The 24,906-nt window shown below is 74.6% G+C and carries 24 protein-coding genes; 6 read left to right on the top strand and 18 right to left on the bottom strand.

Translation table 11 applies throughout. The features are described from left to right. Positions 1 to 63 precede the first annotated feature (63 nt). Complete coding sequence (locus ACTWM8_RS14715; protein ID WP_446214559.1) at positions 64 to 699, bottom strand: TetR/AcrR family transcriptional regulator; 636 nt, start codon at positions 697 to 699, stop codon at positions 64 to 66. A gap of 65 nt (positions 700 to 764) precedes the next feature. Between ACTWM8_RS14715 and ACTWM8_RS14710 the strand changes: the two genes are divergently transcribed. Beyond that, a complete protein-coding gene (locus ACTWM8_RS14710; RefSeq protein ID WP_446214328.1) occupies positions 765 to 2,111 on the top strand; it encodes an MFS transporter in 1,347 nt (448 codons plus the stop codon). Positions 2,112 to 2,144: 33 nt separating this feature from the next. After that, a complete protein-coding gene (locus ACTWM8_RS14705; protein ID WP_446214327.1) occupies positions 2,145 to 3,263 on the top strand; it encodes a hypothetical protein in 1,119 nt (372 codons plus the stop codon). On the opposite strand, the gene ACTWM8_RS14700 is transcribed toward ACTWM8_RS14705, so the two are convergent. After that, the gene (locus ACTWM8_RS14700) at positions 3,251 to 5,329 is read right to left on the bottom strand and encodes a molybdopterin-containing oxidoreductase family protein (protein WP_446214326.1); all 2,079 of its coding nucleotides are present in this window, start codon (positions 5,327 to 5,329) and stop codon (positions 3,251 to 3,253) included. The two genes, ACTWM8_RS14705 and ACTWM8_RS14700, sit on opposite strands and share 13 nt — an antisense overlap. Before the next feature lie 69 nt (positions 5,330 to 5,398). After that, positions 5,399 to 6,880 (bottom strand): peptide MFS transporter, encoded by a 1,482-nt coding sequence (locus ACTWM8_RS14695; protein WP_446214325.1) that lies wholly within the window; start codon positions 6,878 to 6,880, stop codon positions 5,399 to 5,401. Between the two features lie 216 nt (positions 6,881 to 7,096). Here ACTWM8_RS14695 and ACTWM8_RS14690 point away from each other — a divergent pair, with 216 nt between their 5' ends. Then, the gene (locus ACTWM8_RS14690) at positions 7,097 to 7,438 is read left to right on the top strand and encodes an RNA polymerase-binding protein RbpA (RefSeq protein WP_007070998.1); all 342 of its coding nucleotides are present in this window, start codon (positions 7,097 to 7,099) and stop codon (positions 7,436 to 7,438) included. Positions 7,439 to 7,502: 64 nt separating this feature from the next. On the opposite strand, the gene ACTWM8_RS14685 is transcribed toward ACTWM8_RS14690, so the two are convergent. The 3 genes from ACTWM8_RS14685 to lnt all read right to left on the bottom strand — a co-directional run bounded on the left by ACTWM8_RS14685 (position 7,503) and on the right by lnt (position 10,536). Further along, on the bottom strand, positions 7,503 to 8,048 hold the full coding sequence (locus ACTWM8_RS14685; protein ID WP_446214324.1) for an FxsA family protein: 546 nt from the start codon (positions 8,046 to 8,048) through the stop codon (positions 7,503 to 7,505). Positions 8,049 to 8,146: 98 nt separating this feature from the next. Next, positions 8,147 to 8,947 (bottom strand): polyprenol monophosphomannose synthase, encoded by an 801-nt coding sequence (locus tag ACTWM8_RS14680; RefSeq protein ID WP_446214323.1) that lies wholly within the window; start codon positions 8,945 to 8,947, stop codon positions 8,147 to 8,149. An 11-nt stretch (positions 8,948 to 8,958) separates the two neighbouring features. Next, positions 8,959 to 10,536 carry an apolipoprotein N-acyltransferase gene (lnt, locus tag ACTWM8_RS14675; protein WP_446214558.1) on the bottom strand — a complete coding sequence of 526 codons (1,578 nt, stop codon included), beginning with the start codon at positions 10,534 to 10,536 and terminating at the stop codon, positions 8,959 to 8,961. A gap of 142 nt (positions 10,537 to 10,678) precedes the next feature. Between lnt and ACTWM8_RS14670 the strand changes: the two genes are divergently transcribed. Continuing rightward, the gene (locus tag ACTWM8_RS14670) at positions 10,679 to 11,383 is read left to right on the top strand and encodes an alpha/beta fold hydrolase (protein WP_446214322.1); all 705 of its coding nucleotides are present in this window, start codon (positions 10,679 to 10,681) and stop codon (positions 11,381 to 11,383) included. A 402-nt stretch (positions 11,384 to 11,785) separates the two neighbouring features. Here ACTWM8_RS14670 and ACTWM8_RS14665 read toward each other — a convergent pair whose 3' ends face one another. The 6 genes from ACTWM8_RS14665 to kdd all read right to left on the bottom strand — a co-directional run bounded on the left by ACTWM8_RS14665 (position 11,786) and on the right by kdd (position 18,535). Further along, entirely contained in the window at positions 11,786 to 13,123 is a 1,338-nt protein-coding gene (locus tag ACTWM8_RS14665; protein WP_446214321.1) for a glutamate mutase L, read from the bottom strand. After that, positions 13,120 to 13,512, bottom strand: coding sequence for a 3-aminobutyryl-CoA ammonia lyase (kal, locus tag ACTWM8_RS14660; protein ID WP_446214320.1), 393 nt, complete (start codon positions 13,510 to 13,512; stop codon positions 13,120 to 13,122). The genes ACTWM8_RS14665 and kal overlap by 4 nt, the downstream gene beginning before the upstream one ends. Beyond that, entirely contained in the window at positions 13,509 to 14,210 is a 702-nt protein-coding gene (kamE, locus tag ACTWM8_RS14655; protein WP_446214557.1) for a lysine 5,6-aminomutase subunit beta, read from the bottom strand. The genes kal and kamE overlap by 4 nt, the downstream gene beginning before the upstream one ends. A gap of 56 nt (positions 14,211 to 14,266) precedes the next feature. Continuing rightward, positions 14,267 to 15,829: a lysine 5,6-aminomutase subunit alpha gene (gene kamD, locus ACTWM8_RS14650; RefSeq protein ID WP_446214319.1), complete on the bottom strand. Its 1,563-nt coding sequence runs from the start codon at positions 15,827 to 15,829 to the stop codon at positions 14,267 to 14,269. Positions 15,830 to 15,896: 67 nt separating this feature from the next. Further along, on the bottom strand, positions 15,897 to 17,468 hold the full coding sequence (locus tag ACTWM8_RS14645) for an amidohydrolase (protein ID WP_446214318.1): 1,572 nt from the start codon (positions 17,466 to 17,468) through the stop codon (positions 15,897 to 15,899). Between the two features lie 5 nt (positions 17,469 to 17,473). Continuing rightward, on the bottom strand, positions 17,474 to 18,535 hold the full coding sequence (kdd, locus tag ACTWM8_RS14640; RefSeq protein ID WP_446214317.1) for an L-erythro-3,5-diaminohexanoate dehydrogenase: 1,062 nt from the start codon (positions 18,533 to 18,535) through the stop codon (positions 17,474 to 17,476). Between the two features lie 145 nt (positions 18,536 to 18,680). On the opposite strand from kdd, the gene ACTWM8_RS14635 reads away from it, so the two are divergent. Then, entirely contained in the window at positions 18,681 to 20,087 is a 1,407-nt protein-coding gene (locus ACTWM8_RS14635) for a KamA family radical SAM protein (RefSeq protein ID WP_446214316.1), read from the top strand. An 80-nt stretch (positions 20,088 to 20,167) separates the two neighbouring features. Here ACTWM8_RS14635 and ACTWM8_RS14630 read toward each other — a convergent pair whose 3' ends face one another. After that, positions 20,168 to 20,503 carry a YnfA family protein gene (locus ACTWM8_RS14630; RefSeq protein WP_446214315.1) on the bottom strand — a complete coding sequence of 112 codons (336 nt, stop codon included), beginning with the start codon at positions 20,501 to 20,503 and terminating at the stop codon, positions 20,168 to 20,170. A gap of 62 nt (positions 20,504 to 20,565) precedes the next feature. Beyond that, on the bottom strand, positions 20,566 to 20,757 hold the full coding sequence (locus ACTWM8_RS14625; protein ID WP_446214314.1) for a CsbD family protein: 192 nt from the start codon (positions 20,755 to 20,757) through the stop codon (positions 20,566 to 20,568). A 534-nt stretch (positions 20,758 to 21,291) separates the two neighbouring features. On the opposite strand from ACTWM8_RS14625, the gene ACTWM8_RS14620 reads away from it, so the two are divergent. Continuing rightward, positions 21,292 to 21,858, top strand: coding sequence for a histidine phosphatase family protein (locus ACTWM8_RS14620; protein ID WP_446214313.1), 567 nt, complete (start codon positions 21,292 to 21,294; stop codon positions 21,856 to 21,858). 9 nt (positions 21,859 to 21,867) lie between these two features. Here ACTWM8_RS14620 and ACTWM8_RS14615 read toward each other — a convergent pair whose 3' ends face one another. The 4 genes from ACTWM8_RS14615 to ACTWM8_RS14600 are packed head-to-tail and all read right to left on the bottom strand — an operon-like array spanning position 21,868 to position 24,898. Continuing rightward, positions 21,868 to 22,359 carry an Lrp/AsnC family transcriptional regulator gene (locus ACTWM8_RS14615; protein WP_446214312.1) on the bottom strand — a complete coding sequence of 164 codons (492 nt, stop codon included), beginning with the start codon at positions 22,357 to 22,359 and terminating at the stop codon, positions 21,868 to 21,870. A gap of 53 nt (positions 22,360 to 22,412) precedes the next feature. After that, positions 22,413 to 22,634 (bottom strand): DUF433 domain-containing protein, encoded by a 222-nt coding sequence (locus ACTWM8_RS14610; protein ID WP_446214311.1) that lies wholly within the window; start codon positions 22,632 to 22,634, stop codon positions 22,413 to 22,415. Between the two features lie 9 nt (positions 22,635 to 22,643). Next, positions 22,644 to 23,786, bottom strand: coding sequence for an acyl-CoA dehydrogenase family protein (locus tag ACTWM8_RS14605; RefSeq protein WP_446214310.1), 1,143 nt, complete (start codon positions 23,784 to 23,786; stop codon positions 22,644 to 22,646). Further along, entirely contained in the window at positions 23,783 to 24,898 is a 1,116-nt protein-coding gene (locus tag ACTWM8_RS14600; protein WP_446214309.1) for a M24 family metallopeptidase, read from the bottom strand. Before ACTWM8_RS14600 ends, ACTWM8_RS14605 begins: the two co-directional genes overlap by 4 nt. Positions 24,899 to 24,906: the final 8 nt, after the last annotated feature.

The following is a 24,906-nucleotide window of genomic DNA, read 5'->3' as shown; positions in this document are numbered from 1 at the left end:
CCGCCTCCCCTCCCCCGCCAAATCCAACGACTGTCGGATAATGGTCGTGGGTGGGGCCACGCGTCAAGAGCCGTACAGGCCGTCGAGGAAGCGGTGCACGAAGGCGCGGAACTCGCGGCGCTCGCGGGCCTGCGATCCGCCGCCGGCGGCCAGGGCCACCACGTGCCCGTGCACCGCCCAGACCAGGCTGCGCACCGTGACGTGCGGGGTGGGCTCGGTCAGCGCGCCGGTCGCCGCGGCGGCGGTGAGCAGCTCGGCGACCAGCCGGTACAGCGGCGCCGCGTACCGCTCGTCCAGCTCGGCGTGGCGCTGCGGCTCCAACCAGCGGCGCAGCCACAGCGCGGTGGTCTCCGGCCGGTCCTCCAGGAAGTCCACGAACACGTCGACCAGCTCGTGCAGTGCCCGCAGCGCCTCGCCCGGCCCCGCCTCCAGAGCCGTCCGGGCCCGTGCCGTCGCGTCCTCCAGGGCCGCCCGCTCGGCCGCGAAGACCCGCGCGAAGCATGCGTCGTAGAGCTGCGCCTTCGTACCCGTGTGGTGCGAGACCGTGGCCACGTCGACGCCGGCGGCGGCGGCGACCTCCCGGAGCCCGACGGCGTCGAAGCCGCGCCGGGCGAACAGCTCGGTCGCCGCGGCGAGCACCACCTCACGGGTCTGCCGGGTCTCGTCTCGGCGGGGACGGCCCGGGCGGCGTCGGGGCATGGTCATGCCGGCCATTGTGCCCCTACAATCCAGCATCCGTTGGATTGGCCGGGAGGAGACGCGGCATGACCGGGCTCGACCAGCAGCCGACCAGCGCGGAGGCGGCGGCCCTGCCGCGTGGTCCGCTGCTCGGCTTCGCCGCCGGCTCGCTCGGCATGGGCATCTGGGTCACCGTGCCCGGCCTGCTGCTGCTCTACTTCCTCACCGACGTGCTGGCCGTCGCGCCCTGGCTGGCCGGGTTGGCGCTGCTGCTGCCCAAGGTCGCCGACGTGCTGCTGCACCCGTGGGTCGGGCACCGCTGCGACGTCGAACAGGCCCGCCGCGGCGACCGGCGGCGGCTGTTGCTGCTCGGCTGCGCCCTGCCGGTCGCCTTCGCGGCGCTCTTCGCGGTGCCCGGCGGACTGACCGGCGCGGCCGCCGCCGCCTGGGTGGCGGTGTTCTTCGTCGCCGGCAACCTGCTCTTCGCCGCCTACCAGGTCCCCTACCTGGCCACCCCCGCCGACCTGCGGATCGGCTACCACGAGCGGACCCGGCTGATGGCCTTCCGGATGGTGGTGCTGACGCTGGGCATCCTCGTCTCCGGTCTGCTGGCCCCGCTGCTGGCCGGCGGGGACGCCGCCACCCGCGGCGGCTACCAGCGGATGGGCGTGTTGCTCGCCGCCGGGATGCTGGCCGCCATGCTGGTCGGCGTCGCCGGCATCGCCCGGTTGCGCCGGGCCGCCGCCGCGGCCACCGCCCCGCACGCCGGCGGCTGGCGGGCGCTCGCCGCCGCCCTGCGCGACCGGCAGTTCCGCTGGCTCGTCGCCGCCTACCTGGCCATGTCCACCACCACCCACCTGGTGCTGGCGGGGGTGCCCTACTACGCCGAGTACGAGCTGGGCCGCCCGGGCTTGACCACGGTGCTGGTGGCCGCGTTCGTCGCCCCGGCGCTGCTGGTCACCCCCGGCTGGCTGGCGGTGGCCCGCCGGGTCGGCAAGCAGCGGGCGTTGCTGGGCGCCCAGGGCGCGTTCGCGGCCGGCTCGCTGGTGCTGGCGGTGGGCCGGCCGGCGGGGCTGCCGGTGCTGGTGGCCGCGGTGGCGGTGCTCGGGGTGGCGTTCGCCGGCATGCAGCTGCTGCCGTTCTCGATGGTGCCCGACGTGATCCGCGCCGGCAGCGGCGCCGCCGGCACCTACACCGGGGTGTGGACGGCCACCGAGGCCACCGGCGCGGCGCTGGGCCCCTGGGCGTACGCGCTCTGCCTGGCCGCTGGCGGGTTCGTCGCCTCCGCCGCCGGGCAGAGCGTCACCCAGCCCGAGGCGGCGCTGGACGCGATCCGCTGGGGCTTCGGGCTGCTGCCCGCCGCGGCGATGCTCGCGGCGCTGCTGCTGCAACGCCGCTACACCCTGGACCGCACCGCCCGCGCCGGGGACTGACCGTTCCGGCGCCGGCACTAGACTTCCGCCTCGATGGACGCCCAGCCCACCCCCGCCGACACCCGCCCCTGCGCCCACTGTGGACGGGACGTGCCGCAGCGCGTCGGCGCCGGCCGGCCGTTCCGCTACTGCCGCGACAACGACGGCGCCTGCCAGCGGGCCTCGCGCAACTCCCGGATGCGGCACCGGACCGCCCCCGGCCTGCCGGGTCAGGTGGCCCGCACCTGGGAGGCGGTGGACCGGCTCGACCAGATCGTCGAGACGCTGACCGAGGCGCTGCACGCCGAGCTGTCCCCGGCCGGGGTGGAACGCCAGCTCGCCCAGCTACGCGCCGAGACCGCCGCCGACGTCGCCCGGGCGCACACCGAGCGCGACGAGGCCCGGACCGACGCCGAGACCGCCGCCGCCGAGGCCACCCGCGCCCGGCAGGAGGCCCGCGCCGCCGCCGCCGACCGGGACGCCGCCCTGGCCCGCGCCGAGCAGGCCGACGCGCGGGCCGCCACCGCGCGGGACCGCGCCGAGCGCGCCGAGGCGGACCGGGACGTCGCCCGCCGCGAGGCCAGCGCGGCCGAGGCGCTGCGCGCCCAGGCCGAACGGGACCGCGACGCCGCCCGCCACGAGCTGCGCGGCCTGCGCGCCGAGCGGGACACCGACCGGCAGCGCGCCGCCGACCTGACCGTCGAGCGCGACGCCGCCCGCGCCGACGCCCAGCGGGCCACCGCCGCCGCCGCGGAGGCGGTGCGGCAGGCCGAGCGGGCCGCGGCCGAGGCGGAGCGGGCGCGGACCGAGGCCGACCGGCACGCCGAGCAGGCCCGGCGGGCGCACGCGGAGGCCGCCGCCGCGGCCGGTGACCGCGACGCCGCGCGGGCGGCGGCCGACGCCGCCCGCGAGGAGGCCGCCGCGGTGTCGGCCCGCGCCCGCGAGGAGGCCGCCGGGGCCGCCGCGCAGCGCGACGCCCTCGCGGCCGAGCTGGCCGAGGCCCGCCGCAGCGGCGACGCCGCGCAGGCCCGGCTGACCGAGACCGAGGTACGGCTGCGCGCCGCCGAGGCCGACCGGGACGCCGCCCAGCGGCGGGCCGCGCAGCTCGCCGACCAGGTCAGCGACCTGGCTGCCGCGCTGGCCCGACTCGGCGCACCGCCTCAGGCGGGCTGAGCGGGCGCCTCGGCCGGGGCGGCCTCGACCTGCACCCTGGTGTCGTGGAACGTCGGCCCGCCACCCAGGTCGGTGTCGCGTACGGCGGTGACCGCGTTGACGGTGCTGCCGCCGGGGCTCAGCCGCGCCCAGTACGCCTTGTAGGTGAACGCCAGGCCCGGCCGGGTGGCCTCGTCCACCGCGACGGTGGCCAGGAACGCACCCCGGTCGTTGTGCACCCGCGCCGCGTCGCCGTCGGTCAGGCCCCGGGCGGCCGCGTCGACGGGGTGCAGGTGGATGCGGGGCGGGCCGGTGCGGTCGAGGTGCCAGGGCAGCGAGGCGAAGGTGGAGTTCATCAGGAACCGGCCGGCCGGGGAGATCAGCGCCAGCGGGAACCGCCGCGCCAGCTGCGGGTCGGTGGCCTCCACCGGCGGGGTGTAGCCGATCAGCGGGTCGACGCCCTGCCCGGTGAGCTGCGGGTCGTACAACCGGGCCCGCCCGTCGCGGGTGGGGAAGCCGCCCTTGGCGTACGGGGCGGCGCCGACGTCCACGCCGGTGGCCCGCGCGTACGTGTGTTCGCGCAGCTCCTCGAAGCTGACCCCGGCGCCGTCGAGCAGCTGCCGGGCCAGGTCCTCGTCGGTGTCGCGCAGCCGGGGATGGGTCAGGCCGAGGGCGGCGGCGGTGCGGCGGAAGATCTCCGTGTTCGGCAGCGCCTCCCCCGGCGGGGTGCTCGCCGGCAGGTTCAGCGTCGCGTAGTGGTGCCCGTAGGAGGTGTGCAGGTCGAGGTGTTCGGGCTGCATGGTGGCCGGCAGCACCACGTCGGCCCAGTCGCAGGTGTCCGTCCAGCGCTGTTCCAGCACCACGGTGAACAGGTCGGCCCGGCCCAGCCCGGCGCGCAGCCGGTTCTGGTCGGGGACGGTGGCGGCCGGGTTGGCGTCGAACACCACCAGGGAGGTGACCGGCGGGTCGGCCTCGCCGGTCAGCGCGGCGGCGAGGCGGCTCATGTTGATCGAGCGGGCCGGCGGGGTGGGCAGGTCGGCCGGGCGGGCCACCCGGTCGGGGTCGATCCGGTGGTGCCCGGAGGTGGTGACCAGCGCCCCGCCGCCCGGGTAGCGGAAGTCTCCGGTGAGCAGCGGGATCGCCGCGATGGCCCGGACGGCCTGGCCGGCGCCGGCGTGCCGTTGCAGGCCCAGCCCGACCCGGATGGCGGTGGGCCGGGTGCCGGCGATCCGCGCGCCGAGCCGGCGCAGCACGTCGGCGTCGAGACCGCACTCGGCGGCGGCCCGTTCGACCGGCCACTCGTCGAGGCGGGCGTCGAGCCGTTCCCCGCCGGTGGTGTGCGCGTCCCGCCATTCCCGGTCGACGCCACCGAGGTCGCGGATGTGGCGCATCAGCCCCAGCGCGAGGGCGGCGTCGGTGCCGGGCAGCGGCGCGATGTGCTCGTCGCTGCGCGCGGCGGTGTCGGTGCGCAGCGGGTCGATCGTCACCACGTACGCGCCGCGCCGCTGCGCCTCCTGCACGAACGGCCAGTGGTGCAGGTTCGTCGAGAGCAGGTTGGCGCCCCACAGCACGATCAGCCGGGCGTCCACGATCGACTCCGGTTCGAAGCCGACCGACCCGCCGTAGATCGACTGGAGGGCGGCGCGGGCGGCGGCGGTGCAGATGGTGGTGCGCAGCCGCGACGCGCCCAGGTGGGCGAAGAGCCGGGGCCCCATCGTCCAGCCCTGCACCAGGCCCATCGTGCCGGCGAAGTAGTACGGCAGGATCGCCTGCGGCCCGTCGGCGTCGAGGGTGGCGCGCAGCCCGGCCGCCACCCGTTCCAGTGCCTCGTCCCAGCTCGCCGGCCGGTACGACACCGGTCCGACGCCCTTGGGCCCGACCCGCACCAGCGGCCGGGTGAGCCGGTCGGGGCCGTTGACCGCGTCGAGGTAGCGGTTGACCTTCCCGCACAGCGCGCCGCGGGTGAACGGGTGGTCCCGGTCGCCGCGCAGCGCCACCGCCCTGCCGTCGGTGACGGTGAGCTGCCAGGTGCAGGTGTCCGGGCAGTCAAGCGGGCAGGCGCCGGGGTGGATCGTGGTGCGGGCCATGGCGCGGATCGTATCCCCACCGCGCCGCGCGGGGCGGCCCCGCGCACGCCGGGTGCGGGCCGGACGGGGTCAGTGGATGCCGGCCATCAGCCGGGAGATGTGCCGGGTGAACATCACCGCGCCGAGGCCGAGCAGGACCGAGGCCAGGCCGAAGGTGAGAAAGTAGGTCGGTTCGGGCCAGGTCTCGGCGAGCCGGGCCACCTGCCCGCCGATGGCGTCGCCGACGGCGGTGGCGAGGAACCACAAACCCATCATCTGGCTGGCGTACTTGACCGGGGCGAGCTTGGTGGTGGCGGACAGGCCCACCGGGCTCAGCGACAGCTCACCGGCGACCTGGATGGCGTACACGGCGACCAGCCACCACGGGGAGACCAGGTCCCCGCCGACGGCGGCCTGCGCGGCGGCGGCCATCAGCACGAACGACAGGCCGTTGAGGACCAGGCCGACGGCGAACTTCACCGGCGTGGACACCCGGTGGCCCAGGCGCAGCCAGAGCCAGGCGAACAGCGGCGCCCCGATGATGACCAGGATCGGGTTGACCGACTGCAGCCAGGAGGCGGGGAAGGTGAAGCCGAGAACGTCCCGGTCGGTCCGGTCGGCGGCGAAGATGTTCAGCACCGACCCGGCCTGGTCGTAGATCAGCCAGAAGGCGGCGGCGAAGACGAACAGCCACAGGTACGCCTTCATCCGGCTGCGTTCGGTGTTGCTGATCTCCCGGTCGGTGATGATCCGCGCGAAGTAGCCGATGGTGATCAGCACGGTGGCGACGGTGAGGGAGTTGACCACGGTGTTGACGGTGAAGAGGTCGGCCACGGCGAGCGCGGCGAGCACCAGCAGCAGCACCAGTACGCCGACGCCGATGCGGGTCAGCGCGCGGCGACGGTCGGCGCCCAGCAGGGGGTCGGCGGGGCGCTCGCCGGCGTCGCCGAGGTTGCGCCGGCCCAGGACGTACTGGAGCACGCCGAAGGTCATGCCGATCGCGGCGGCCCCGAAACCCAGGTGCCAGTTGATCTTCTCGCCGAGGAAGCCGGTGACCAGCGGGGCGATGAACGCGCCCAGGTTGATGCCCATGTAGAAGATGGAGAAGCCGGCGTCGCGGCGGGGCGAGTCGCGGTCGTAGAGCGCGCCGACCATGGTCGAGATGTTGGGTTTGAGCAGCCCGGTGCCGAGCACGATCAGGGTCATGCCGGCGAACACGCTCCACCGGGCGGGGATCGCCATCACGTAGTGCCCGACGGCGATGACCACGCCGCCCCACAGCACGCTGCGGCGGGCCCCGATCAGCCGGTCGGCGACCCAGCCGCCGGGCAGCGCCATCAGGTAGACCATGGCGTTGTAGGTGCCGTAGACCGCGTTGGCGGTGGACTCCCCCATGCCCAGGCCGTCCTCGGCGACCGCGGCGGTCAGGTAGAGCACCAGGATGGCGCGCATGCCGTAGAAGCTGAACCGCTCCCACATCTCGGTGAGGAACAGCGTCGACAGCGCGCGGGGGTGACCGAAGAAGGTCTTCCCGCCGGGCGGTCGGGCGTCGACCGGCGTGTCACTGGTCATCGTCACCTCCGGCAACCTGGGGCGGCTAACATCCCCGGTGAGCGCCGAAACACTCCACCGATTCGACCCGGCCGGGGACGACCCCGCCGGGTCCCGTCCGTGGCCGGTTACCCTTGCAGGGGCCACCGGCCGGATCACCCAGCCGGGCGGGAATGCCGCGGGGGCGACGGGCCGTTACACGAGAAGACCAGCACCACGAACGAGGGGAAGTCGATCATGGGCGAGCGTATGCTGCGCGGTAGCCGGCTGGGCGCGGTCAGCTACGAATCCGACCGCAACACGGAGCTCGCGCCGCGTCAGACCCGCGAGTACCTGTGCGCCAAGGGTCACCAGTTCGAGGTGCCGTTCGCCGTCGACGCCGAGGTCCCCACGACCTGGGAGTGCAAGTTCGACGGCAGCGTCGCTCGGCTGGTCGACGGCACCGAGCCGGAGCAGAAGAAGGCCAAGCCGCCGCGTACCCACTGGGACATGCTGCTGGAGCGGCGCTCCATCGCCGAGCTGGAGGACATCCTCGCCGAGCGGCTGCAGGAGGTCCGTACCCGCCGCGGCCGCGCCTGAGCGCCCCACCTGACGACGACGGCGCCCCCGGGAGATATCTCCCGGGGGCGCCGTCGTGTGCGGGTCAGGGGCGGCGTGGCTCGACGATCTCACCCTCGATGGCCCGACCGCCGTCGACGACCTGCGGCGGGCCGGCATCGACGACCTGCCCGTCGACGGTCGGCTCCGGCGCGGGCCGGCTGGCGCCGCGGCGCACCCGCACGGTGCGCGGCCCGAACAGGTCACCGGCGACCATTGATGACACTCGGCGCTCGGCGGCACGCTGCACCCCGGCGCGGGCCAGCCGGCGCACCGGCGGCACCAGCAGCAACAGACCCACCACGCCGCTGAACAGGCCCGGGGTGGCCAGCAGCAGCGCCCCCAGCAGCCCCACCAGGCCGTCGGTGACCTGCCGACCCGGCGGCTGCCGGGCCTCCACCGAGGAGCGGAACCCGCGCCAGGCGCGCATCCCCTCCCGGCGCAGCAGTACCAGCCCCAGCAGTGAAGCCGCGAACACCAGCAGCACCGCCGAGCCGAACCCGATCACCCGGCCCACCCCGACGAAGACCGCCAGCTCCAGCACCACCGCCAGCAGCAGGGCCGGTGGCACGAACCTCAGGTATCGGCGCATCTCACCTCATCCGCGTCGCGCGGCGCCCGGTCGACGACGCCGCCGTGAACCGGACACGGGGCGGAAACCCCGCCCCTCCAGCATGACACGCCCGGGCGTCACGGCCACCGTCCCGCGACCCGCCGGCCGGGCCACGCCGCCGCCCGCCGGTCCCGCAGCCCCCACGTGGTGATCCGCCACAGCGCCTCCGCCACGATCAGCGGGCTCATCTTGCTCGCGCCGCGCTCCCGTTCGGCGAACGTGATCGGCACCTCCACGATCCGCACCCCCGCCCGGTGCGCCAGCCGCGACAGCTCCACCTGGAACGAGTAACCCTGCGAGCGGACCGACTCCAGCTCCATCGCCGTCAGCGCCGTCGACCGGTACACCCGGTAGCCGCCGGTGGCGTCGGAGACCGGCATGCCCAGCGCCAACCGCGCGTACAGGTTGCCGCAGCGCGACAGCAGCAGCCGCCGCAGCGGCCAGTTCAGCACCCGCGCCCCGCGGGTCCACCGGGAGCCGATGACCACGTCGGCGTCGCGGGCGGCGGCCAGCAGCACGGGCAGGTCCTCCGGGGCGTGCGAGCCGTCGGCGTCCATCTCCACCACCGCGTCGTAGCCGCGCCGGCGCGCCCAGGCGAACCCGGCCAGGTACGCGGCGCCGAGGCCGTCCTTGCCGGGGCGGTGCAGCACGTTGACGTGCGGGTCGGTGGCCGCCATCGCCGCGGCGAGGGCGCCGGTGCCGTCGGGGCTGTTGTCGTCGGCGACGAGGATGTCCACCGCCGGCGCGGCGGCGCGGACCCGGGCGACGACGTCGGGGAGGTTCTCCGCCTCGTTGTAGGTGGGGATCACCACCAGCACGCGCCCCACCCCGGGGTGGCCCACCGGCACTGGCTCGCTCACCGCACCCCTTCCGCGCATCCGCCCCGGCCTCAGCGGCCGGCGTCGACCTCCCGGCGGCGTACGCGGCGCAGCCCGCCGGCGGCCACCAGGACCGCCACCGCGAGCCCGGCCAGGGCCAGCTCCGGCCACACACCCGCCCGGGTGGCCGGGGTACGCCCGTCGGCGAGCGCCATCTGACGCAGCACCACCGCGCGGGTGTTGAACCCGGTGGCGCCGCTTACCCGCCCGTCGGGGGTCACGAACCCGGACACCCCGACCGTGGAGGCCATCAACGCCCCTCGGCCGTGCTCGACGGCCCGCAGCCGCACCATCGCCAGCTGCTGGCGGGCCTCGGCGACGTCGAAGGTGGCGTTGTTGGTCTGCACCACCAGCAGCTGCGCCCCACCGTCGACGGTGTCGCGCACCAGGCCGTCGTAGGCGACCTCGAAGCAGATCACGTCGCCGAGCACCGCCGGCCCGGACCGGACCACGCCGGGACGCTCACCGGGCACGAAGTCGTTGCGGACCAGGTCGACCTGCTTGCTGACCTTCCGGGCGATCGTGCGCAGCGGCACGTACTCGGCGAACGGGACGGGGTGCCGTTTGGTGTACAGCTGGGACATGTCCGCCCCGGTACCCGGGCGCCACAGGATCCCCGCGTTGCGCACCTGCCCCCGGTCGGGGCCGAGCAGCACCGCGCCGACCAGGATCGGGGCGCCGATCGCGTTGGCGGCCTGGGAGATCCGCTCCCCGGCGACGGCGTTGCGCAGCGGGTCGATGTCGGAGGAGTTCTCCGGCCACACCACCAGGTCGGGGCGAGGCCGGGTGCCGGCGTCGACCCCGGCGGCCAGCTCCAGGGTGGCGTCGACGTGGTTGTTGAGCACCGCCTGACGTTGGGCGTTGAAGTCCAACCCGAGGCGCGGCACGTTGCCCTGCACGACCGCGACGGTCACCGTCCGGCCGGTGCCGGCCGCGCCGGTGGGCACCAGCAGCGCACCGCCGGTGAGCGCCAGGGCCGACGCCACCAGCAGCGCCACCGGCGCCCAGCCGCGCCGGTCGCGGCCCGGCCAGCGCCGCCACCCGGCGGCGAGCAGCACCCCACCGGTCAGCGCCACGGCGAACGTCACCAGCGGCGCGCCGCCGAGCCAGGCCAGCCGCAGCAGCGGCGAGGTGTCCTGGCTGAACGCCAGCCGCCCCCAGGGGAACCCGCCGAACGGGGTGCGGTCGCGCAGCGCCTCCTGCGCCACCCAGAGCAGCCCGGTCACCACCGGCCACGCCCAGCGGCGCCGGTCGACCAGCGGCGACACCCACGCGGTGGCGACGCCGAGCAGCGCCAGGTAGCCGGCCTGCAGCAGCGACAGCAACACCCACGGCAGGTAGCCGGTGTGCAGGTTGGTCCACTCCAGCATCGGCGCGAACAGCGCCACCCCGGTCAGGAAGCCCAGGCCGGCGCCGGCGCGCAGCCGCCGCCGGTGCGCCGCCGCGCCCAGCAGCGCCACCCCCAGAGGCGCCAGCGGCCACACCCCGTACGGGGGGAACGCCAGCAGCATCGCCAGGCCGGCGAGCACGGCGGCGGGCACGGCCAGCCGCAGCGGCAGCGCGCGCGGGGCGTCCGCGCGGCCGGCCACCTCGGCGGCTCGGGTCTCATCCCGGTCGAGCGTCGTCACCGGCACCTCACCACGATCACGCGCCGAAGGCTACCCGGCCGGCGCAGGGGGTTGCCGCCGGCCGGGCGGGGTCGTGTCGTACCCGGCTGGCAGGGTGACCGGCATGACAGCGCCCTCGACCGTGACGTACGTGCTGATACCCGGCGCCGGCGGCAGCGCCGACTACTGGCACCCGCTGGTCGACGAGCTGCGCCGGCGGGGCCGGGACGCGGTGGCGGTGGCGCTGCCCGCCGCCGACCCGCACGCCGCGCTGCCCGAGTACGCGGCCATCGTCCGCGCCGCCGTCGACCCGCACCCGCGGGTGGTGCTGGTGGCGCAGTCGCTGGGCGCGTTCACCGCCCCGCTGGTCGCCGACCATCCGGCGGTGCGGCTGCTGGTGCTGGTCAACCCGATGGTGCCGGCGCCGGGTGAGACCGCCGGCGACTGGTGGGCGGCCACCGGCCACGGCCCGGCCCGCGCCGCGTACGCCGCCGCGCAGGGCCGCGACCCGCACGCCGGCGTCGACCTGGCGGTGGACTTCTTCCACGACGTGCCCGCCGAGGTGACCGCGCGGATGCTCGACGGGGCGGGCAGCCAGGAGTCGGAGGCGGTGTTCGTCCGGCCGAACCCGCTGCGCCGCTGGCCGGACGTGCCGACCCGGGTGGTGACCGGCCGCGACGACCGGTTCTTCCCGGCGGACTTCCAGCGCCGCCTGGCCGTCGAGCGTCTCGGTGTGCGCCCCGACGAACTGCCCGGCGGGCACCTGCTGGCGTTGAGCCAGCCACGCCGGCTGGCCGACCTGCTGGAGTCCTACGCCCGGGACATCTGAACGGGCGGGCGGGAACAGAAATCGGGGCGCGGCATACACCGCGCCCCGATGCTCCCAGGCCCTTCCCGGCCGGTGGGGCGAGAGTGAGGTGCGCCGACCTTCGGACCGACCGGACGCGGACTGGCTGCCCCCGCCGGGCCGTTGTCTACTGGCCGTGCCTCTCACCCTGCCCGTACACCGGTAACCGCGGCCGGTTCGCGCCGCCCCGCCGACCCCCGCCCGCTGGACCTGGCCGCCGCGACGAGTTGCACCGTGTCGCTCGGCCAGCGGACGAAGGGACGAAGCGAACAACAGCCGCTTCCCGTAGTAGGACTCAAAGACGGTACGGCTTGCACCCCCGCCGCTGTCAACCCACCCCCGGCCAGTCGTGTGTTGCGACACGGCGTGTCGCGTCGGCGCGTCTCAATCCGTGCCGAGATGCCGGCGCAGCAACGCCCGCGCCGCCCCCGGATGGTCTTCGGCGAGCAGCCCGCCGGCGGCCAGCACATAGTCCACATCGACCACCGCGCGCGCCTCCCGGGGCAGCGGCCACCCGCCGGCGTGGTCGGCCAGCACCGCGGCAAGCACCCCGGCGGCGTCCGCGGCGGGCGCATGCCGCAGCACACCGCCGGAACCCACCATCAGCCGCACGTCGCGCAGGTCCCGGCCGGCGCGTTCCCCGGTGGCCGCGCCCCGGGCGTGCCGGCGCAGCGCCACCGTCGCGGCCAGCGCCGCGATCCGCCGGTCGGCGGCCCGCTCCGCGCCGGATTCGGCCAGGAACCCCGGGTCGGCGGCCCGCGCCGCCGCCGCCCGCTCCAGATCGTCCTGCTCCCCCACCGCGAGCAGGCGTTCCTCCGCGGCGGCGCGCACCACCCCGGGGGCGCTCCACCGCATCCCCAGGTCCCCCTCGACGGTGCGGGCCCGCCACAGCGTCCCGGCGACCTCCCGGCCCGGCCCGTCGGCCCGCTCGTCCGGGGTGAGCACCGAGTACACGTCGGTGGTGGCCCCACCGACGTCCACCACCGCCAGGTCACCGCCCAGGGTGTCGGCGAGCACCTCCACCCCGGTCAGCACCGCGTCCGGGGTTGCCGCGCGCACCAGTCGCGCGAACCGGGTACCCCGCGACAGCCGCTTGCCGCCGATGACGTGCCGCAGGAACACCTCCCGGATCGCCGCCCGCGCCGACGCCGGGGCCAGCACCCCGATGCGCGGCAGCACGTTGTCCGCCGCCGTCACCGGCACCCCCGCCCCGGCCAGCAGCGCGGACAGCTCGTCGCGGACCGCGACGTTGCCGGCCAGCACCACCGGCACCCGCCAGCGGGCCTTCGCCAACCGGGTCGCGTTGTGCGTCAACGTGTCGGCGTCCCCACCGTCGGTGCCACCGACCAGCAGCACCACGTCCGGGCGGGCCGCCCGCAACGCCGTCAGCTCCGCCGCGCCGAGCCGGCCCGCGGCCACGTGCACCACGTTCGCGCCCGCCGACAACCCCACCCGGCGGCCCGCCTGCGCGGTGACCAGCGGCTCGTAGCCCACCACCGCCAGGCGCAGCCCACCACCGGCCGACGAGCACACGTACCACGGCAGGTCTGGCGCGCCCAGCCCGGCGGTGGCCGCGCCGACCGCGGCGTCCAGGCCGTGCAGCACGTCCGTGCCGACCGTGGTCGGCGCCGACGCCGCCGCGACCAGCGCGGCGCCGTCGAGGTCCACCACCGCGACCTTCGTGTACGTGGACCCGACGTCGGCGCAGACGGCGAGGGTCACGCCGGCGGCGGGACGACCACGGTGCCGGTCGCGGTGACCGCCACGATCGGCGTGTCCAGCACCTCCGCCGCCGACTCCGACCGGTCCGGACGACCCCGGCACACCACCCGCGCCTCGAAGTCGATGGTGCGGCTGCGGGTGCCCACCCGGGTCACCGTCGCGGTCACCTCCAGCACGTCGCCCGCCCGCATGGCGCTGCGGAACTGCACATCCGAGTACGACGCGAACAGGCCCTCGTCGCCGTCGGTGCGGATGCACACCTCCGTCGCCACGTCCCCGAACAACCCCAGCGCGTACGCCCCGTCGACCAGGTTCCCCGCGTAGTGGGCGTGCGAGTACGGCACATACCGCCGGTGGATGACGGTCAGCCCGACCCGGGAATCACTCATGCCTTCGCCTTCTTGTTCGTGATCAGCGCGTGCACCAGGTAGCTGGCCACCTCACCCGGGGTGGTGCCCCGGCCGAAGATCCGGTCCACGCCCAGTTCTCCGGTCATCGTCTCGTCGAACCGCGGCCCGCCCACGATCAGCAGCGGCCGCTTCCCCGCCGGCATCGCCTCCCGGAACGCCGCGGACATCTCCCGCGTGTTGTGCAGGTGCGCGTCGCGCTGCGTCACCACCTGCGACACCAGCACCGCGTCGGCCTTCTCCACCCGGGCCGCCTCCACCAGCTCCGGCACGCTGACCTGCGCGCCGAGGTTGGTGACCTTCAGCTCCCGGTAGTACTCCAGGCCCTTCTCCCCCGCGATGCCCTTGACGTTGAGGATCGCGTCGATGCCCACGGTGTGCGCGTCCGTGCCGATGCACGCCCCCACCACCGACAGCTTGCGCCGCAACCGCTGCTTCACCACCGCGTTGACCTCCTTGGCGCTCAGCAGCGGGAAGTCCCGCTCCACCACCTGCACCGCGGACAGGTCCACCAGATGGTTCACCCGCCCGTACACCACGAAGAAGGTGAACCCCTCGCTCATCGGCTTGGCGTGCACCAGCATCGCCGGGTCGATGCCCATCTTGTTGGCCAGCTGGATCGCCGCGCCCTCGGCCCGCTTGTCGTGCGGCACCGGCAACGTGAACGACACCTGCACCATGCCGTCACCGGTGGTGTCCCCGTACGGCCGGACGATCTTCTTCTCCGCCGCGGCCGTCACGCGCGGTCCCCTTCCAGGATCTCGGTGGCCGGGTTGTAGTAGTCGGCGTCGTGGGCGGCCACCCCGGCCAGGCCCTTGCCCCGGTCCGCGGGCCGCTTCATGATCCCGAACGTGCCCTCGGCGATCGCCGTCAACAGCGACTGGTCACCGATGCGCTCCAGCAGATCCAGCGCCTCACCCAGCACCCGGTTGGCGCGCTGCTGGATGAACCCGCCCGGCGCCGGCACGAAGTCCTCGTGCAGCCCACCGGCCGCGCCCAGCACGTACCGCACGTTCTGCAGGGCGACGTCCCGGTCCGACAGCCACGGCGTCACCACCGCCTCGGTCATCATCCCCACCAGCAGGATGCCCTGCCCGGTCATGGTGCCCACCAGGTTGAAGAACCCGTCGAGCAGATTGCCCCGGAACACGTCCCCGGTCATGTGCTTCGTCGGCGGCATCCACTTCAACGGCGCGTCCGGGAACAGCTCCCGCGCCAGCAGCGCGTGCGCCAACTCCAACCGGAACGACTCCGGCAGATCCGGGTTGATCTCGAACGCGTGCCCCAGCCCCAACTGCCAGTCGGCCAACCCCGCCTCGTGCGCGAAGAACTCGTTGAGCAGCTGCGACACCGTCACCGTGTGCGCCTCGTCCACCGCGTCGGCGGTGGTCAGGTAGTTGTCCTCACCGGTGTTGATGATGATCCCCGCCCGGGCGTGCACCTGCCGGGAGAACCGCTGGTCCACGAACGTGCGGATCGGGTTGATGTCGCGGAACAGGATCCCGTACATCGAGTCGTTGAGCATCATGTCCAGCCGCTCCAGGCCGGCCAGCGTCGCCATCTCCGGCATGCACAGACCCGACGCGTAGTTCGTCAACCGCACGTACCGGCCCAGCTCCTTCGACGTCTCGTCCAACGCCGCCCGCATCAGCCGGAAGTTCTCCTGCGTGGCGTACGTGCCGGCGAAACCCTCCCGGGTCGCGCCCTCCGGCACGTAGTCCAGCAGCGACTGCCCCGTCGACCGGATCACCGCGATGACGTCCGCGCCGGCCCGCGCCGCGGCCTGCGCCTGCGGGATGTCCTCGTAGATGTCACCGGTGGCCACGATCAGGTAGATCCACGGCCGCTGCGCCGGATCCCCGTACCGCTTCACCAGCCGGTCCCGGTCCGCGCGCCGCCGGTCGATCAACCGGACGCCCGCCCCGACCGCCTTGCGGGCCGCCTTCCGGGCGGCGGTGGCCGCCTTTCCGGTCGGCTGGGTGAAGCGCACCGACCCGGCCGCCGCCTTCTGCGCCAGCAACGTCACGTCGCTGATCTGCTCCCGGGCCAGCGCGTCGAACACCGGCACCGCCACCCCGTGCCCCAACCCGACATCGGCCACCACCGCGTCGACCAGCCGGTTCACCCACGGAATGCCGTCCGGGTCCGCGCCGGTCACCCCGGCCAGCCGCAACACCGCCCGCTCCACCGACACCGTCGTGTGGCTACGCGCCAGATCCACCACCGGCTGCCCGGCGCGGCGCGCCAACTCCCGCGCCCGCGCCACCAGCACCGGATCCAGGTCGAGCTTGCCCGTCACGCCGTCACCCCGGCCCCACTCGCCGCCGGCGCGACCCACGCCCGTGCCGCCTCGATGGTTCGCTCGCTCACGCAGACCCTTCCTCATAGATGACCTCACCGCGCAGCACCGTGCGCCGGCACACCGGCAACGGCGTCGGATCCTGCGGACCCCGCAGCTCCGGGTCCTCGGCCTGCAACACCGGCAGACCCCGCTCCACCCCCGCCGGCGTCGACCACACCGCGAACGTCGCCGGCGCCCCCAACGCCAGCACACCCTCGTTGTCCAGGTGCACCGCCCGCCAGCCGCCCCGGGTGTGCGCCGCGAACGCCGCCCGCGCACTCATCCGCTGCACCGGGTTGTGGTGCGCCGCCGCCGCCCGCACCGAACCCCACGGGTCCAGCGGCGTCACCGGCGAATCCGACCCGAACGCCAACGCCACCCCGACCGCGTGCATCGCCCCCATCGGGTTCGACTCCAACGACCGGTCCAAACCCAACCGCGACTCGTACATCCGACCCGCGCCACCCCACAACCGGTCGAACGCCGGCTGCATGCTCGCCACGATCCCGTACTCCACGAACCCGGCGATCAGCCGCTTGTTCATGATCTCCGCGTGCTCCACCCGGTGCCGCGCCGCCCGCACCCGGTCCGTGCCCAGCTTCTCCGCCGCCGCCGCGAACCCCTGCAACACCGTCGAGATCGCCGCGTCCCCGATCGCGTGGAACCCGCCCTGCATCCCGTGCGCCGCACAGTCCAGCAGGTGGTCACGCACCTCGTCCGCGGAGACGTACCCGTGCCCGCACGACCCGCCCTCGGAATCCAGGTACGCCGACGACACGTGCGCCGTCCGCGACCCCAACGCGCCGTCGGCGAACAGGTCACCACCGGCCCCCACCGCGCCCAACTCCCGGGCCCGCGCCGCACCCAGCAGCTCACCCCAGTAGCCGTACACCTCCGGCACACCGTCGCCCGACACCGCCAGCAGACCGGTGAAGTCGTCCTCGTCGGAGATCTCCGGGCCACCGCACTCGTGCACCGCCGCGATGCCCAACGACGCCGCGTGCGCCAACGCCGCCCGCTGCGCCGCCACCCGCTGCGGGCGCGTCACCGACGCGAACGCCGCCGCCCGGACCACGTGGTGCGCGTCCCGACGCAACCACCCCGACGCGTCGTAGCCGGCCGCCCGCGCCGCCTCGGGACACGCCGCCAGCAGCGCCGCCGACACCAACGCCGAATGGATCGACGCCTGCGACAGGTACACCCGCCGACCCCCGGCCGCCCGGTCCAGCGCCGCCGCGTCCGGCAACTGCGGCACCGGCCAGTTCGACTCGTCCCACCCGTGCCCCAGCACCACCGCGTCCGACGGCAACCCCGCCGCGAACGCCGCCACCGCCTCCAGCAGCCCCGCCGCCGACCGCACCCCGGACAGGTCCAGCCCCGACAACGCCAACCCCGTGTCCGTGGCGTGCACGTGCGCGTCCACGAACGCCGGCGTCACCAGCGCACCGTCCAGCTCCACCACCCGGTCGGCGGCCGGCGCGTCCCGGTCCGCCCCCAACCAGGCGATCCGGCCGTCGGTCACCAGCAGGGCCGTGGCGCGCGGATCGGCCGGACAGTGCAGCACGCCGCCGCGGTACAGAGTCGAGGGGTTCGTCATGACACTCAGTCTGCCGCCAGCCGGGACTCGAACAGAGCGCGGACCCCCGGCTCCGACCGCAGCAGACCCAGCGCCAGCTCCGCGTGACCCGGCACGTACCCGTTGCCCACCAGCATCGTCACGTCCGCCGCCAGGCCCTCCGCGCCCAACGCCGCCGCCGCGAAGCTCGTCGCCATCGAGAAGAAGATCACCGTGCCGCCGTCCGCCGTGGCCAGCACCGCCCCGTGCTCGCAACCCGGCACGTCCACGCAGACCACCGTCACGTCCGCCGGCACCCCCAGCGCCGACGTCACCGCCGTCGACAGCGCCACCGGATCCCGGGCGTCGGCCAGCGCGACCACCGAGGCCAGCCCGGCGTCGCTCAGCGCGTCGCGCTCCGCCGCCACCGGCACCACCCCGACGGTACGACCCGCGCCCGCCCGCCGCGCCGCCGCGAGGGACAGCGACCCGCTCTTACCTGCCCCACCGATCACCGCCACGGTCACCGGCGTCGGGTCACCGGCGCGGCGCCGCTGCTCGACGTACCCGGCCACCACCCGCCCGGTCAGCGCTGGCGCCCCGCACACGTCCAGCACCGCCAGGGACAGCTCCGGGTGCAGGTCCGCCGGCAGCACCGCCGCGATCGACCGGGCGAACAGGATCGCGTACCCGTCGCACGGCACCTGCTCGCTGCGCCCGTCCCAGCGGGCCAGCCCGTCGAGGATGGTCAGCGGGGTCAGCGTCAGCGACACCAGCGTCGCCACCCGGTCACCGGCCGTCAGCTCCAGCGGCGAACGCCGGCCGACCTCCTCCACGGTGCCGATCAGCATGCCGCCCGACCCGGTCACCGGGTTCTGCATCTTGCCCCGGGTGGCGATGATCTCCAGCACCTCGGCGCGGACCTTCTCCCCGTCGCCGCCGTGCTTCTCCGACAACTGCCGGAAGCTCGCCGCGTCCAGGTTCAGCCGCTCGACTCGGATCCGCACCTCGTTCGGCGCGATCCGCGGGTCGGCGTCCAGCCGCCACGCCGCCTGCGGCAGCACCCCCGCCGGTTCCACAACGCGGTGCAGACCCACCGGTGACGTCACGCCGACCTCCCCTGTCAGCCGCGTGAAGCCCCGGCCTGGGCTCGCATCGCGGGAAAACTTCCGGCAGACTAATTTCTTCACCGGATATTTTCCAGTAGCCTACGGGCCGCCGATCATCTGCACCACTACGCACCGAGGAGGGGCCGTGACCCAGACCCAACCGGTTGAGACCATCCCTCAACCCCGTCACGCCCCGGTCGCGACGCCGACCGCCGGGCAGCCGTACGAATACCGCCGCAGCCCCCTGGTCGAACCCGACTGGACCCGCTTCCCCGGCTGGCGCCACGTCACCCGCGACCAGTGGGAGAACGCCCAGTGGCAGCGCGTCAACTGCGTCAAGAACATCAAGCAGCTCCGCGTCGTCATCGGTGACCTCGTCGACGATTCCTTCTACGAGGACCTCGAGGCCGACCAGAAGGCCCTGGCCACCATGTCCATGCTGGTGCCGCCGCAGATGATCAACACCATGGTCCCGTTCGCCCCGATGACCACCGAGGCGTTCCTCGCCGACCCCGTCCGGCGCTACATGATCCCCGTCGCCTCCGACCGGCGCACCGACTGGCCGTCACACCCGTACGCCAGCCGCGACTCGCTGCACGAGCACGACATGTGGGTCGCCGAGGGCCTCACTCACCGCTACCCCACCAAGGTCCTCGCCGAGCTGCTCTCCACCTGCCCGCAGTACTGCGGGCACTGCACCCGGATGGACCTGGTCGGCAACTCCACCCCGGCCGTCGACAAGCTCAAGCTCACCCTCAAGCCCGTCGACCGCTACGACGCCCACATCGCCTACCTCAAGGCCCACCCGGGCGTCCGCGACGTCGTCGTCTCCGGCGGCGACGTGGCCAACGTGCCGTGGAAGAACCTCGAGTCGTACCTGATGCGGCTGCTGGAACTGGAGACCGTGCGGGACATCCGGCTCGCCACCAAGGCGCTGATGGGCCTGCCCCAGCACTGGCTCCAGCACGACGTCGTCGAGGGCCTGGAGCGGGTCGCCCGCACCGCCGCCCGCCGCGGCGTCAACCTGGCCATCCACACCCACGTCAACCACGCCCAGTCGATCACCCCGCTGGTCGCCAAGGCCGCCCAGACCGCCCTCGACGTCGGCGTCCGCGACGTACGCAACCAGGGCGTGCTCATGCGCGGGGTCAACGCCACCGCCCCCGACCTGCTCGACCTCTGCTTCGCCCTGCAGGGCGAGGCGGGCATCCTGCCGTACTACTTCTACATGTGCGACATGATCCCCAACGCCGAGCACTGGCGGGTCCCCGTCTGGCACGCCCAGCAGCTCCAGCACGACATCATGGGCTACCTGCCCGGCTACGCCACCCCGCGGATCGTCTGCGACGTCCCCTTCGTCGGCAAGCGCTGGGTGCACATGCTCACCGAGTACGACCGCGAACGCGGCATCTCGTACTGGACCAAGAACTACCGCACCTCGATCGAGTCCGCCGACCTGGAGGCGCTCAACAAGCGCTACGCCTACTACGACCCGATCGACACGCTGCCCGAGGCCGGCCAGCAGTGGTGGGCCGCCCACCGCGACGACTGACCCGACCCGCCATCGCCTGGCACCCGCGCCACGGGGGTGCCGGGCGATGCCGTTCGCGGCCCGTTCAGCGGGCGTAGGGGTCAGCCGGCGCGGGGCGCGTACATGATGACCGCGACGCCGACCAGGCAGATCGCCGCGCCGGCCAGGTCCCACCGGTCCGGCAGGAAGCCGTCCACGAGCATCCCCCAGGCCAGCGACCCCGCCACGAACACACCGCCGTACGCGGCCAGGATCCGGCCGAAGTGCGGATCCGGCTGGAAGGTGGCCACGAAGCCGTAGCAGCCCAGCGCGATCACCCCGGCCGCGATCCACCACAGGCCCCGGTGCTCCCGCCAGCCCTGCCAGACCAGCCACGCCCCGCCGATCTCGGCGAGCGCGGCCAGGGCGAACAGCAGCAGGGACCGGGCGACCGTCACGCCCGCCACGCTAACCGAGCGGTCCCCGGGCATCGCCGGGGACCGCTCGTCAGGTGCCTGGGTCAGCGGAACGTGTCGCGCGCCCGGCGACGGGCGTCCCTGGGGTCCCCGCCCATCTGCCGGGCCCGGGCGGTGCTCTGCTCGGTGGCGCCCTCGCCGCGCAACCGCTCGTTGTCGGTGACGTCGCCGATCCGCTCCTTCGCGACGCCGGTGAGCTGCTGGGCCTTGTTCTTCGCCTTGTCCGTGAAGCTCATGTCGCCTCCTGCTGCTCCGGCGGTGTGCGAGGCGCTCCGCCTCGCTTGCCCGGTGCGTCCCCGGCCACCAGGACCCGAAACCGTGCTTCTCCTGGTCGCGGGTCCGTTGGGCCGTGACCAGGGTCACGTCGCGTAAGGCATCCTAGGATACTGGTCTGAGGGGTGCCTGGAGGCGTCATCCCGGCGGGCGGCGCTGGCGCCGTGACGGCGCCGGCGTGGGCTCGTGCCGCCCCGACCGGGACCGACGCGCGCAGCCGCACTGCGGTGGTCCTGCGGCACCCGTGCCGGCCAGATTCGCGCGCCCTCTGCCCTACTGCCGCGACCGCCCGGGACGACCCGACCCGCTGCGCCCACGCATGACCGTCGCACCGCGCCGCCGGGAAGCCTCCCCCGCAGGTCGCCGGCTTCGCGGACCCGCTCGACCCGCACGCCGTCCGCAGCGTGGCCCCGCCACCACCCGCTAGGCCGTCCTAGGACAATAGGTGGGTTCGTCACTGTCCGGCCGACGGCGTCCGGTACTGGTTGACTGAGGGCATGAGCGAGATCCTCCTGGTCCGGCACGGCGAGACCACCTGGAGCGCCAGCCACCGGCACACCTCGTACACGGATCTGGAGCTGACCCCCGACGGCGAGCGGCAGGCCCGGGCCCTCGGCGGGGTGCTCGTCGGCCGGCGGTTCGCCCGGGTGCTGTCCAGCCCCCGGGCACGCGCCCGGACCACCGCGCAGCTCGCCGGCCTCACCGTGGACGAGCTGGACGAGGACCTGGCCGAGTGGAACTACGGCGAGTACGAGGGCCGGACCACGGTGGACATTCACACCGACGATCCGCGGTGGAACATCTGGACCGACGGCTGTCCCGGCGGCGAGACGCCCGCACAGATCGGCGAGCGGGTCGACCGGTTGCTCGACCGGGTCACTGCCCTGCTCGACCAGGGCAGCGTCGCCCTGGTCGGGCACGCGCACAGCCTGCGCGTCGTGGGCGCGCGCTGGATCGGGCTGCCCCCGTCCGGCGGCGGGAAGCTCCGGCTGGACACCGCCACGGTCAGCGTGCTCGGGCACGAGCACGGGCGCCGCGTCATCCTCCGCTGGAACGGCGGCTGACCGGCCCGCTCAGCCGGCCTCGCCGTTGGCGCGGGGCCGCACCCGGGTCCGCGGGTCGAGGTCGATCTTCGGCGGCCGCCCCTCGTACGGGGTGGAGAGCACCACCGTGGTGCGGGTGGTGACGTTGGCCGCGGTGCGGATCTCCTGGAGCACCCGCTCCAGGTCGGCCGGGCCGGCCACCCGCACCAGCAGCAGGTAGAAGTCCTCCCCCGCCACCGAGTAGCAGGAGTCGATCTCAGGCAGGTGGGCCAGCCGCTCCGGCGCGTCGTCCGGCTGCGACGGGTCGAACGGGCGGATCGCCACGAACGCGGTCAGCGGCAGGTCCAGCGCCTCGAACGAGACCCGGGCGACGTAGCCGCTGATCACCCCGCGCTGCTCCAGCCGGCGGACCCGCTGGTGCACCGCGGAGACCGACAGCCCCACCTTCTCCGCCAGATCCGTGTACGACAGCCGACCGTCAACGGTCAGCGCGGCGACGATGGCGCGGTCGATCTCCTCCACGGCGTGCAACCTACCGGGTGGAAGCCCGGGGTGCGACGACCGGCCGGCCGCGGTCACGCTGGGCGGGCCGTCCGGTCGCGCACCGCATCGGCCGCGTAGTTCAGCACCTCGGCCACGTCCTCCTCGTCGAGGAAGGGCAGGTCGGTGAGGATGTCGGTGACCGACATCCCCTCCGCCATCATCGCCAGCAGGGTGGCCACCGGGATCCGGGACTGCCGCACGCAGGGCGCGCCGCCCATCACCTCGGGGTCGACGGTGATCCGGGGGAAGGTCACCGGCACAGGCTAGCTCTTCGCCAGCGCCCGGGAGATCACCAGCCGCTGGATCTGGTTGGTGCCCTCGACGATCTGGAGCACCTTCGCCTCGCGCATGTACCGCTCCACCGGGTGGTCGGCCACGTATCCGGCGCCGCCGAGCACCTGCACCGCGTCGGTGGTCACCCGCATCGCCACGTCGGTGGCGAAGAGCTTCGCCTTCGCCGCCTCGATCGAGTACGGCCGGCCGGCGTCGCGCAGCCGGGCGGCGGAGAGCGTCAGCGCCCGGGCGGCGGAGATCTGCGTGGCCAGGTCGGCGAGGTTGAAGCCGAGCCCCTGGAAGTCGATGATCGCCTGGCCGAACTGCCGCCGTTCCTTCGCGTAGCCGACCGCGTAGTCGAGGGCGGCCTGGGCCAGCCCGACCGCGCAGGCGGCGATGCCGAGCCGGCCGGAGTCCAGGGCCGACATGGCGATGGTGAAGCCCATGCCCTCGCCGCCGATCAGCCGGTCGGCGGGCACCCGGGCGTCGTCGAAGGCGATCTGCGCGACCGGGGAGGCGTGCAGGCCCATGGTCCGTTCGGCGGCCTGCGGGTGCAGGCCCGGGGTGTTCCGGTCGGCCAACAGGCAGGAGATGCCCTTCGGGCCGGGACCGCCGGTGCGGCAGAAGATGTTGTAGAAGTCCGCGACCCGGGCGTGCGTGATCCACGCCTTGGTGCCGGAGACGACGTACGAGTCACCGTCGCGGACGGCCTTCGTGGTCATCGCCGCCGCGTCCGAGCCACCCTGCGGCTCGGAGAGGCAGTACGCCCCGAGCAGCTCCCCGCCGATCATGTCGGGCAGCAGCTTGCGCTGGGCGTCGTTGCCGAACTGGGCCACCGGGTAGCAGGACAGGGTGTGCACGCTGACCGCCTCGGCCACGGCGAGCCAGCGGCTGGCCAGGATCTCCAGCACCTGGAGGTAGACCTCGTACGGCTGGGCGGCACCGCCGTGCTCCTCGGCGTAGGGCAGGCCGAGCAGGCCGGCCCGGCCCAGGGTGCGCAGCACCTCCCGGGGGAACTCGGCGCGCTCCTCGAACCCAGCGGCCCGGGGGGCCAGCTCGCGGTCGGCGAGTTCGGTGGCGAGGTCGAGCAGGTCGTGGGCCTCGTCGGTGGGGAGGATCCGGTCGACAGTCATAGCGCGATGAGCTCCGTGGGGGTGGTGTTGAGCCGGTGCACGCCGTCCGTTGTGCAGACGACGATGTCCTCGATGCGGGCGCCGTGTCGGCCCGCGAGGTAGATGCCGGGCTCGATGGAGAACGCCATGCCGGGCTCCAACGGCCGGGAGTTGCCGGCGACGACGTACGGCTCCTCGTGCCCGTCCAGGCCGATGCCGTGGCCGGTGCGGTGCAGGAAGGCGTCGCCGTACCCGGCGGTGGTGATCGGCTCGCGGGCGGCCGCGTCGACCGCCTCGGCGGTCACGCCGGGCCGGACCGCGGCCACGGCGGCGCGCTGCGCCGCGTGCAGCACCTGGTAGTAGTCGGTGAACTCGGCCGGGGCGCGCCCGCCGGCCAGGTAGGTGCGGGTCGAATCGGAGCAGTAGCCCGAGGGCATGGTGCCGCCGATGTCGACGACGACCGGTTCGCCGGCCTGGATCGGGCGGTCCGAGGTGCCGTGGTGCGGGCTGGCGCCGTTCGGACCGGCGGCGACGATGACGAAGTCCACGGTCGCGTGGCCGGCGGCGCGGATCGCCGCGGCGATGTCGGTGGCCACCTCGGCCTCGGTCCGCCCCGGCCGCAGCCACTCACCCATCCTTGCGTGCACCGCGTCGATCGCGGCGCCCGCCTCCGCCAGGGCGGCGACCTCGGCGGGCGACTTGCGCACCCGCAACTCGCGCAGCACCTCCCCGGCCAGCCGCTGGGCAGCGTCGGGCAGCGCGGCGCGCAGCGCGAGGACCTGCTCGGCCCACATCCGGTCGGCCAGCCCGACCGCCGCGACCGGTCCGCCGAGGGCGGCGGTGACCAGCGGGTACGGGTCGGTGCCGTCGGCGTGGTCGACGATGCGCACGCCGGTGGCCGGCGCCGGGGACGCCTCGGCGGCCGGCCGTTCCAGGGTGGGGACGATCAGAGTCGGCTCGCCCTCGGCGGGCAGCACCAGGCAGGTCAGCCGCTCCCCCAAGTGCGCGTCGTAGCCGGTCAGGTAGCGCAGGTCGGAGCCGGGCGTGAGCAGCAGCGCGTCCAGGCCGGCGGCGGCGGTGACGCGGCGCGCGGCGGCCAGCCGGTCGGGCGGATACAGCTCGGCGGTTCCCATCCCGTCAG

This window comes from Micromonospora sp. IBSANI012, from assembly GCF_052814045.1.
The sequence above is the reverse complement of the archived record's forward strand: the minus strand, read 5'-3'. Positions and strand labels throughout refer to the sequence as shown.

Bases quoted from the DNA above. Each gene is read 5' to 3' on its own strand.
- ACTWM8_RS14715 (WP_446214559.1), bottom strand. From the start codon at position 699: ATGCCCCGACGCCGCCCGGGCCGTCCCCGCCGAGACGAGACCCGGCAG.
- ACTWM8_RS14710 (WP_446214328.1), top strand. From the start codon at position 765: ATGACCGGGCTCGACCAGCAGCCGACCAGCGCGGAGGCGGCGGCCCTG.
- ACTWM8_RS14705 (WP_446214327.1), top strand. From the start codon at position 2,145: ATGGACGCCCAGCCCACCCCCGCCGACACCCGCCCCTGCGCCCACTGT.
- ACTWM8_RS14700 (WP_446214326.1), bottom strand. From the start codon at position 5,329: ATGGCCCGCACCACGATCCACCCCGGCGCCTGCCCGCTTGACTGCCCG.
- ACTWM8_RS14695 (WP_446214325.1), bottom strand. From the start codon at position 6,880: ATGACCAGTGACACGCCGGTCGACGCCCGACCGCCCGGCGGGAAGACC.
- ACTWM8_RS14690 (WP_007070998.1), top strand. From the start codon at position 7,097: ATGGGCGAGCGTATGCTGCGCGGTAGCCGGCTGGGCGCGGTCAGCTAC.
- ACTWM8_RS14685 (WP_446214324.1), bottom strand. From the start codon at position 8,048: ATGCGCCGATACCTGAGGTTCGTGCCACCGGCCCTGCTGCTGGCGGTG.
- ACTWM8_RS14680 (WP_446214323.1), bottom strand. From the start codon at position 8,947: ATGCGCGGAAGGGGTGCGGTGAGCGAGCCAGTGCCGGTGGGCCACCCC.
- ACTWM8_RS14670 (WP_446214322.1), top strand. From the start codon at position 10,679: ATGACAGCGCCCTCGACCGTGACGTACGTGCTGATACCCGGCGCCGGC.
- kal (WP_446214320.1), bottom strand. From the start codon at position 13,512: ATGAGTGATTCCCGGGTCGGGCTGACCGTCATCCACCGGCGGTATGTG.
- kamE (WP_446214557.1), bottom strand. From the start codon at position 14,210: ATGGTGCAGGTGTCGTTCACGTTGCCGGTGCCGCACGACAAGCGGGCC.
- ACTWM8_RS14645 (WP_446214318.1), bottom strand. From the start codon at position 17,468: ATGACGAACCCCTCGACTCTGTACCGCGGCGGCGTGCTGCACTGTCCG.
- ACTWM8_RS14625 (WP_446214314.1), bottom strand. From the start codon at position 20,757: ATGAGCTTCACGGACAAGGCGAAGAACAAGGCCCAGCAGCTCACCGGC.
- ACTWM8_RS14620 (WP_446214313.1), top strand. From the start codon at position 21,292: ATGAGCGAGATCCTCCTGGTCCGGCACGGCGAGACCACCTGGAGCGCC.
- ACTWM8_RS14605 (WP_446214310.1), bottom strand. From the start codon at position 23,786: ATGACTGTCGACCGGATCCTCCCCACCGACGAGGCCCACGACCTGCTC.
- ACTWM8_RS14600 (WP_446214309.1), bottom strand. From the start codon at position 24,898: ATGGGAACCGCCGAGCTGTATCCGCCCGACCGGCTGGCCGCCGCGCGC.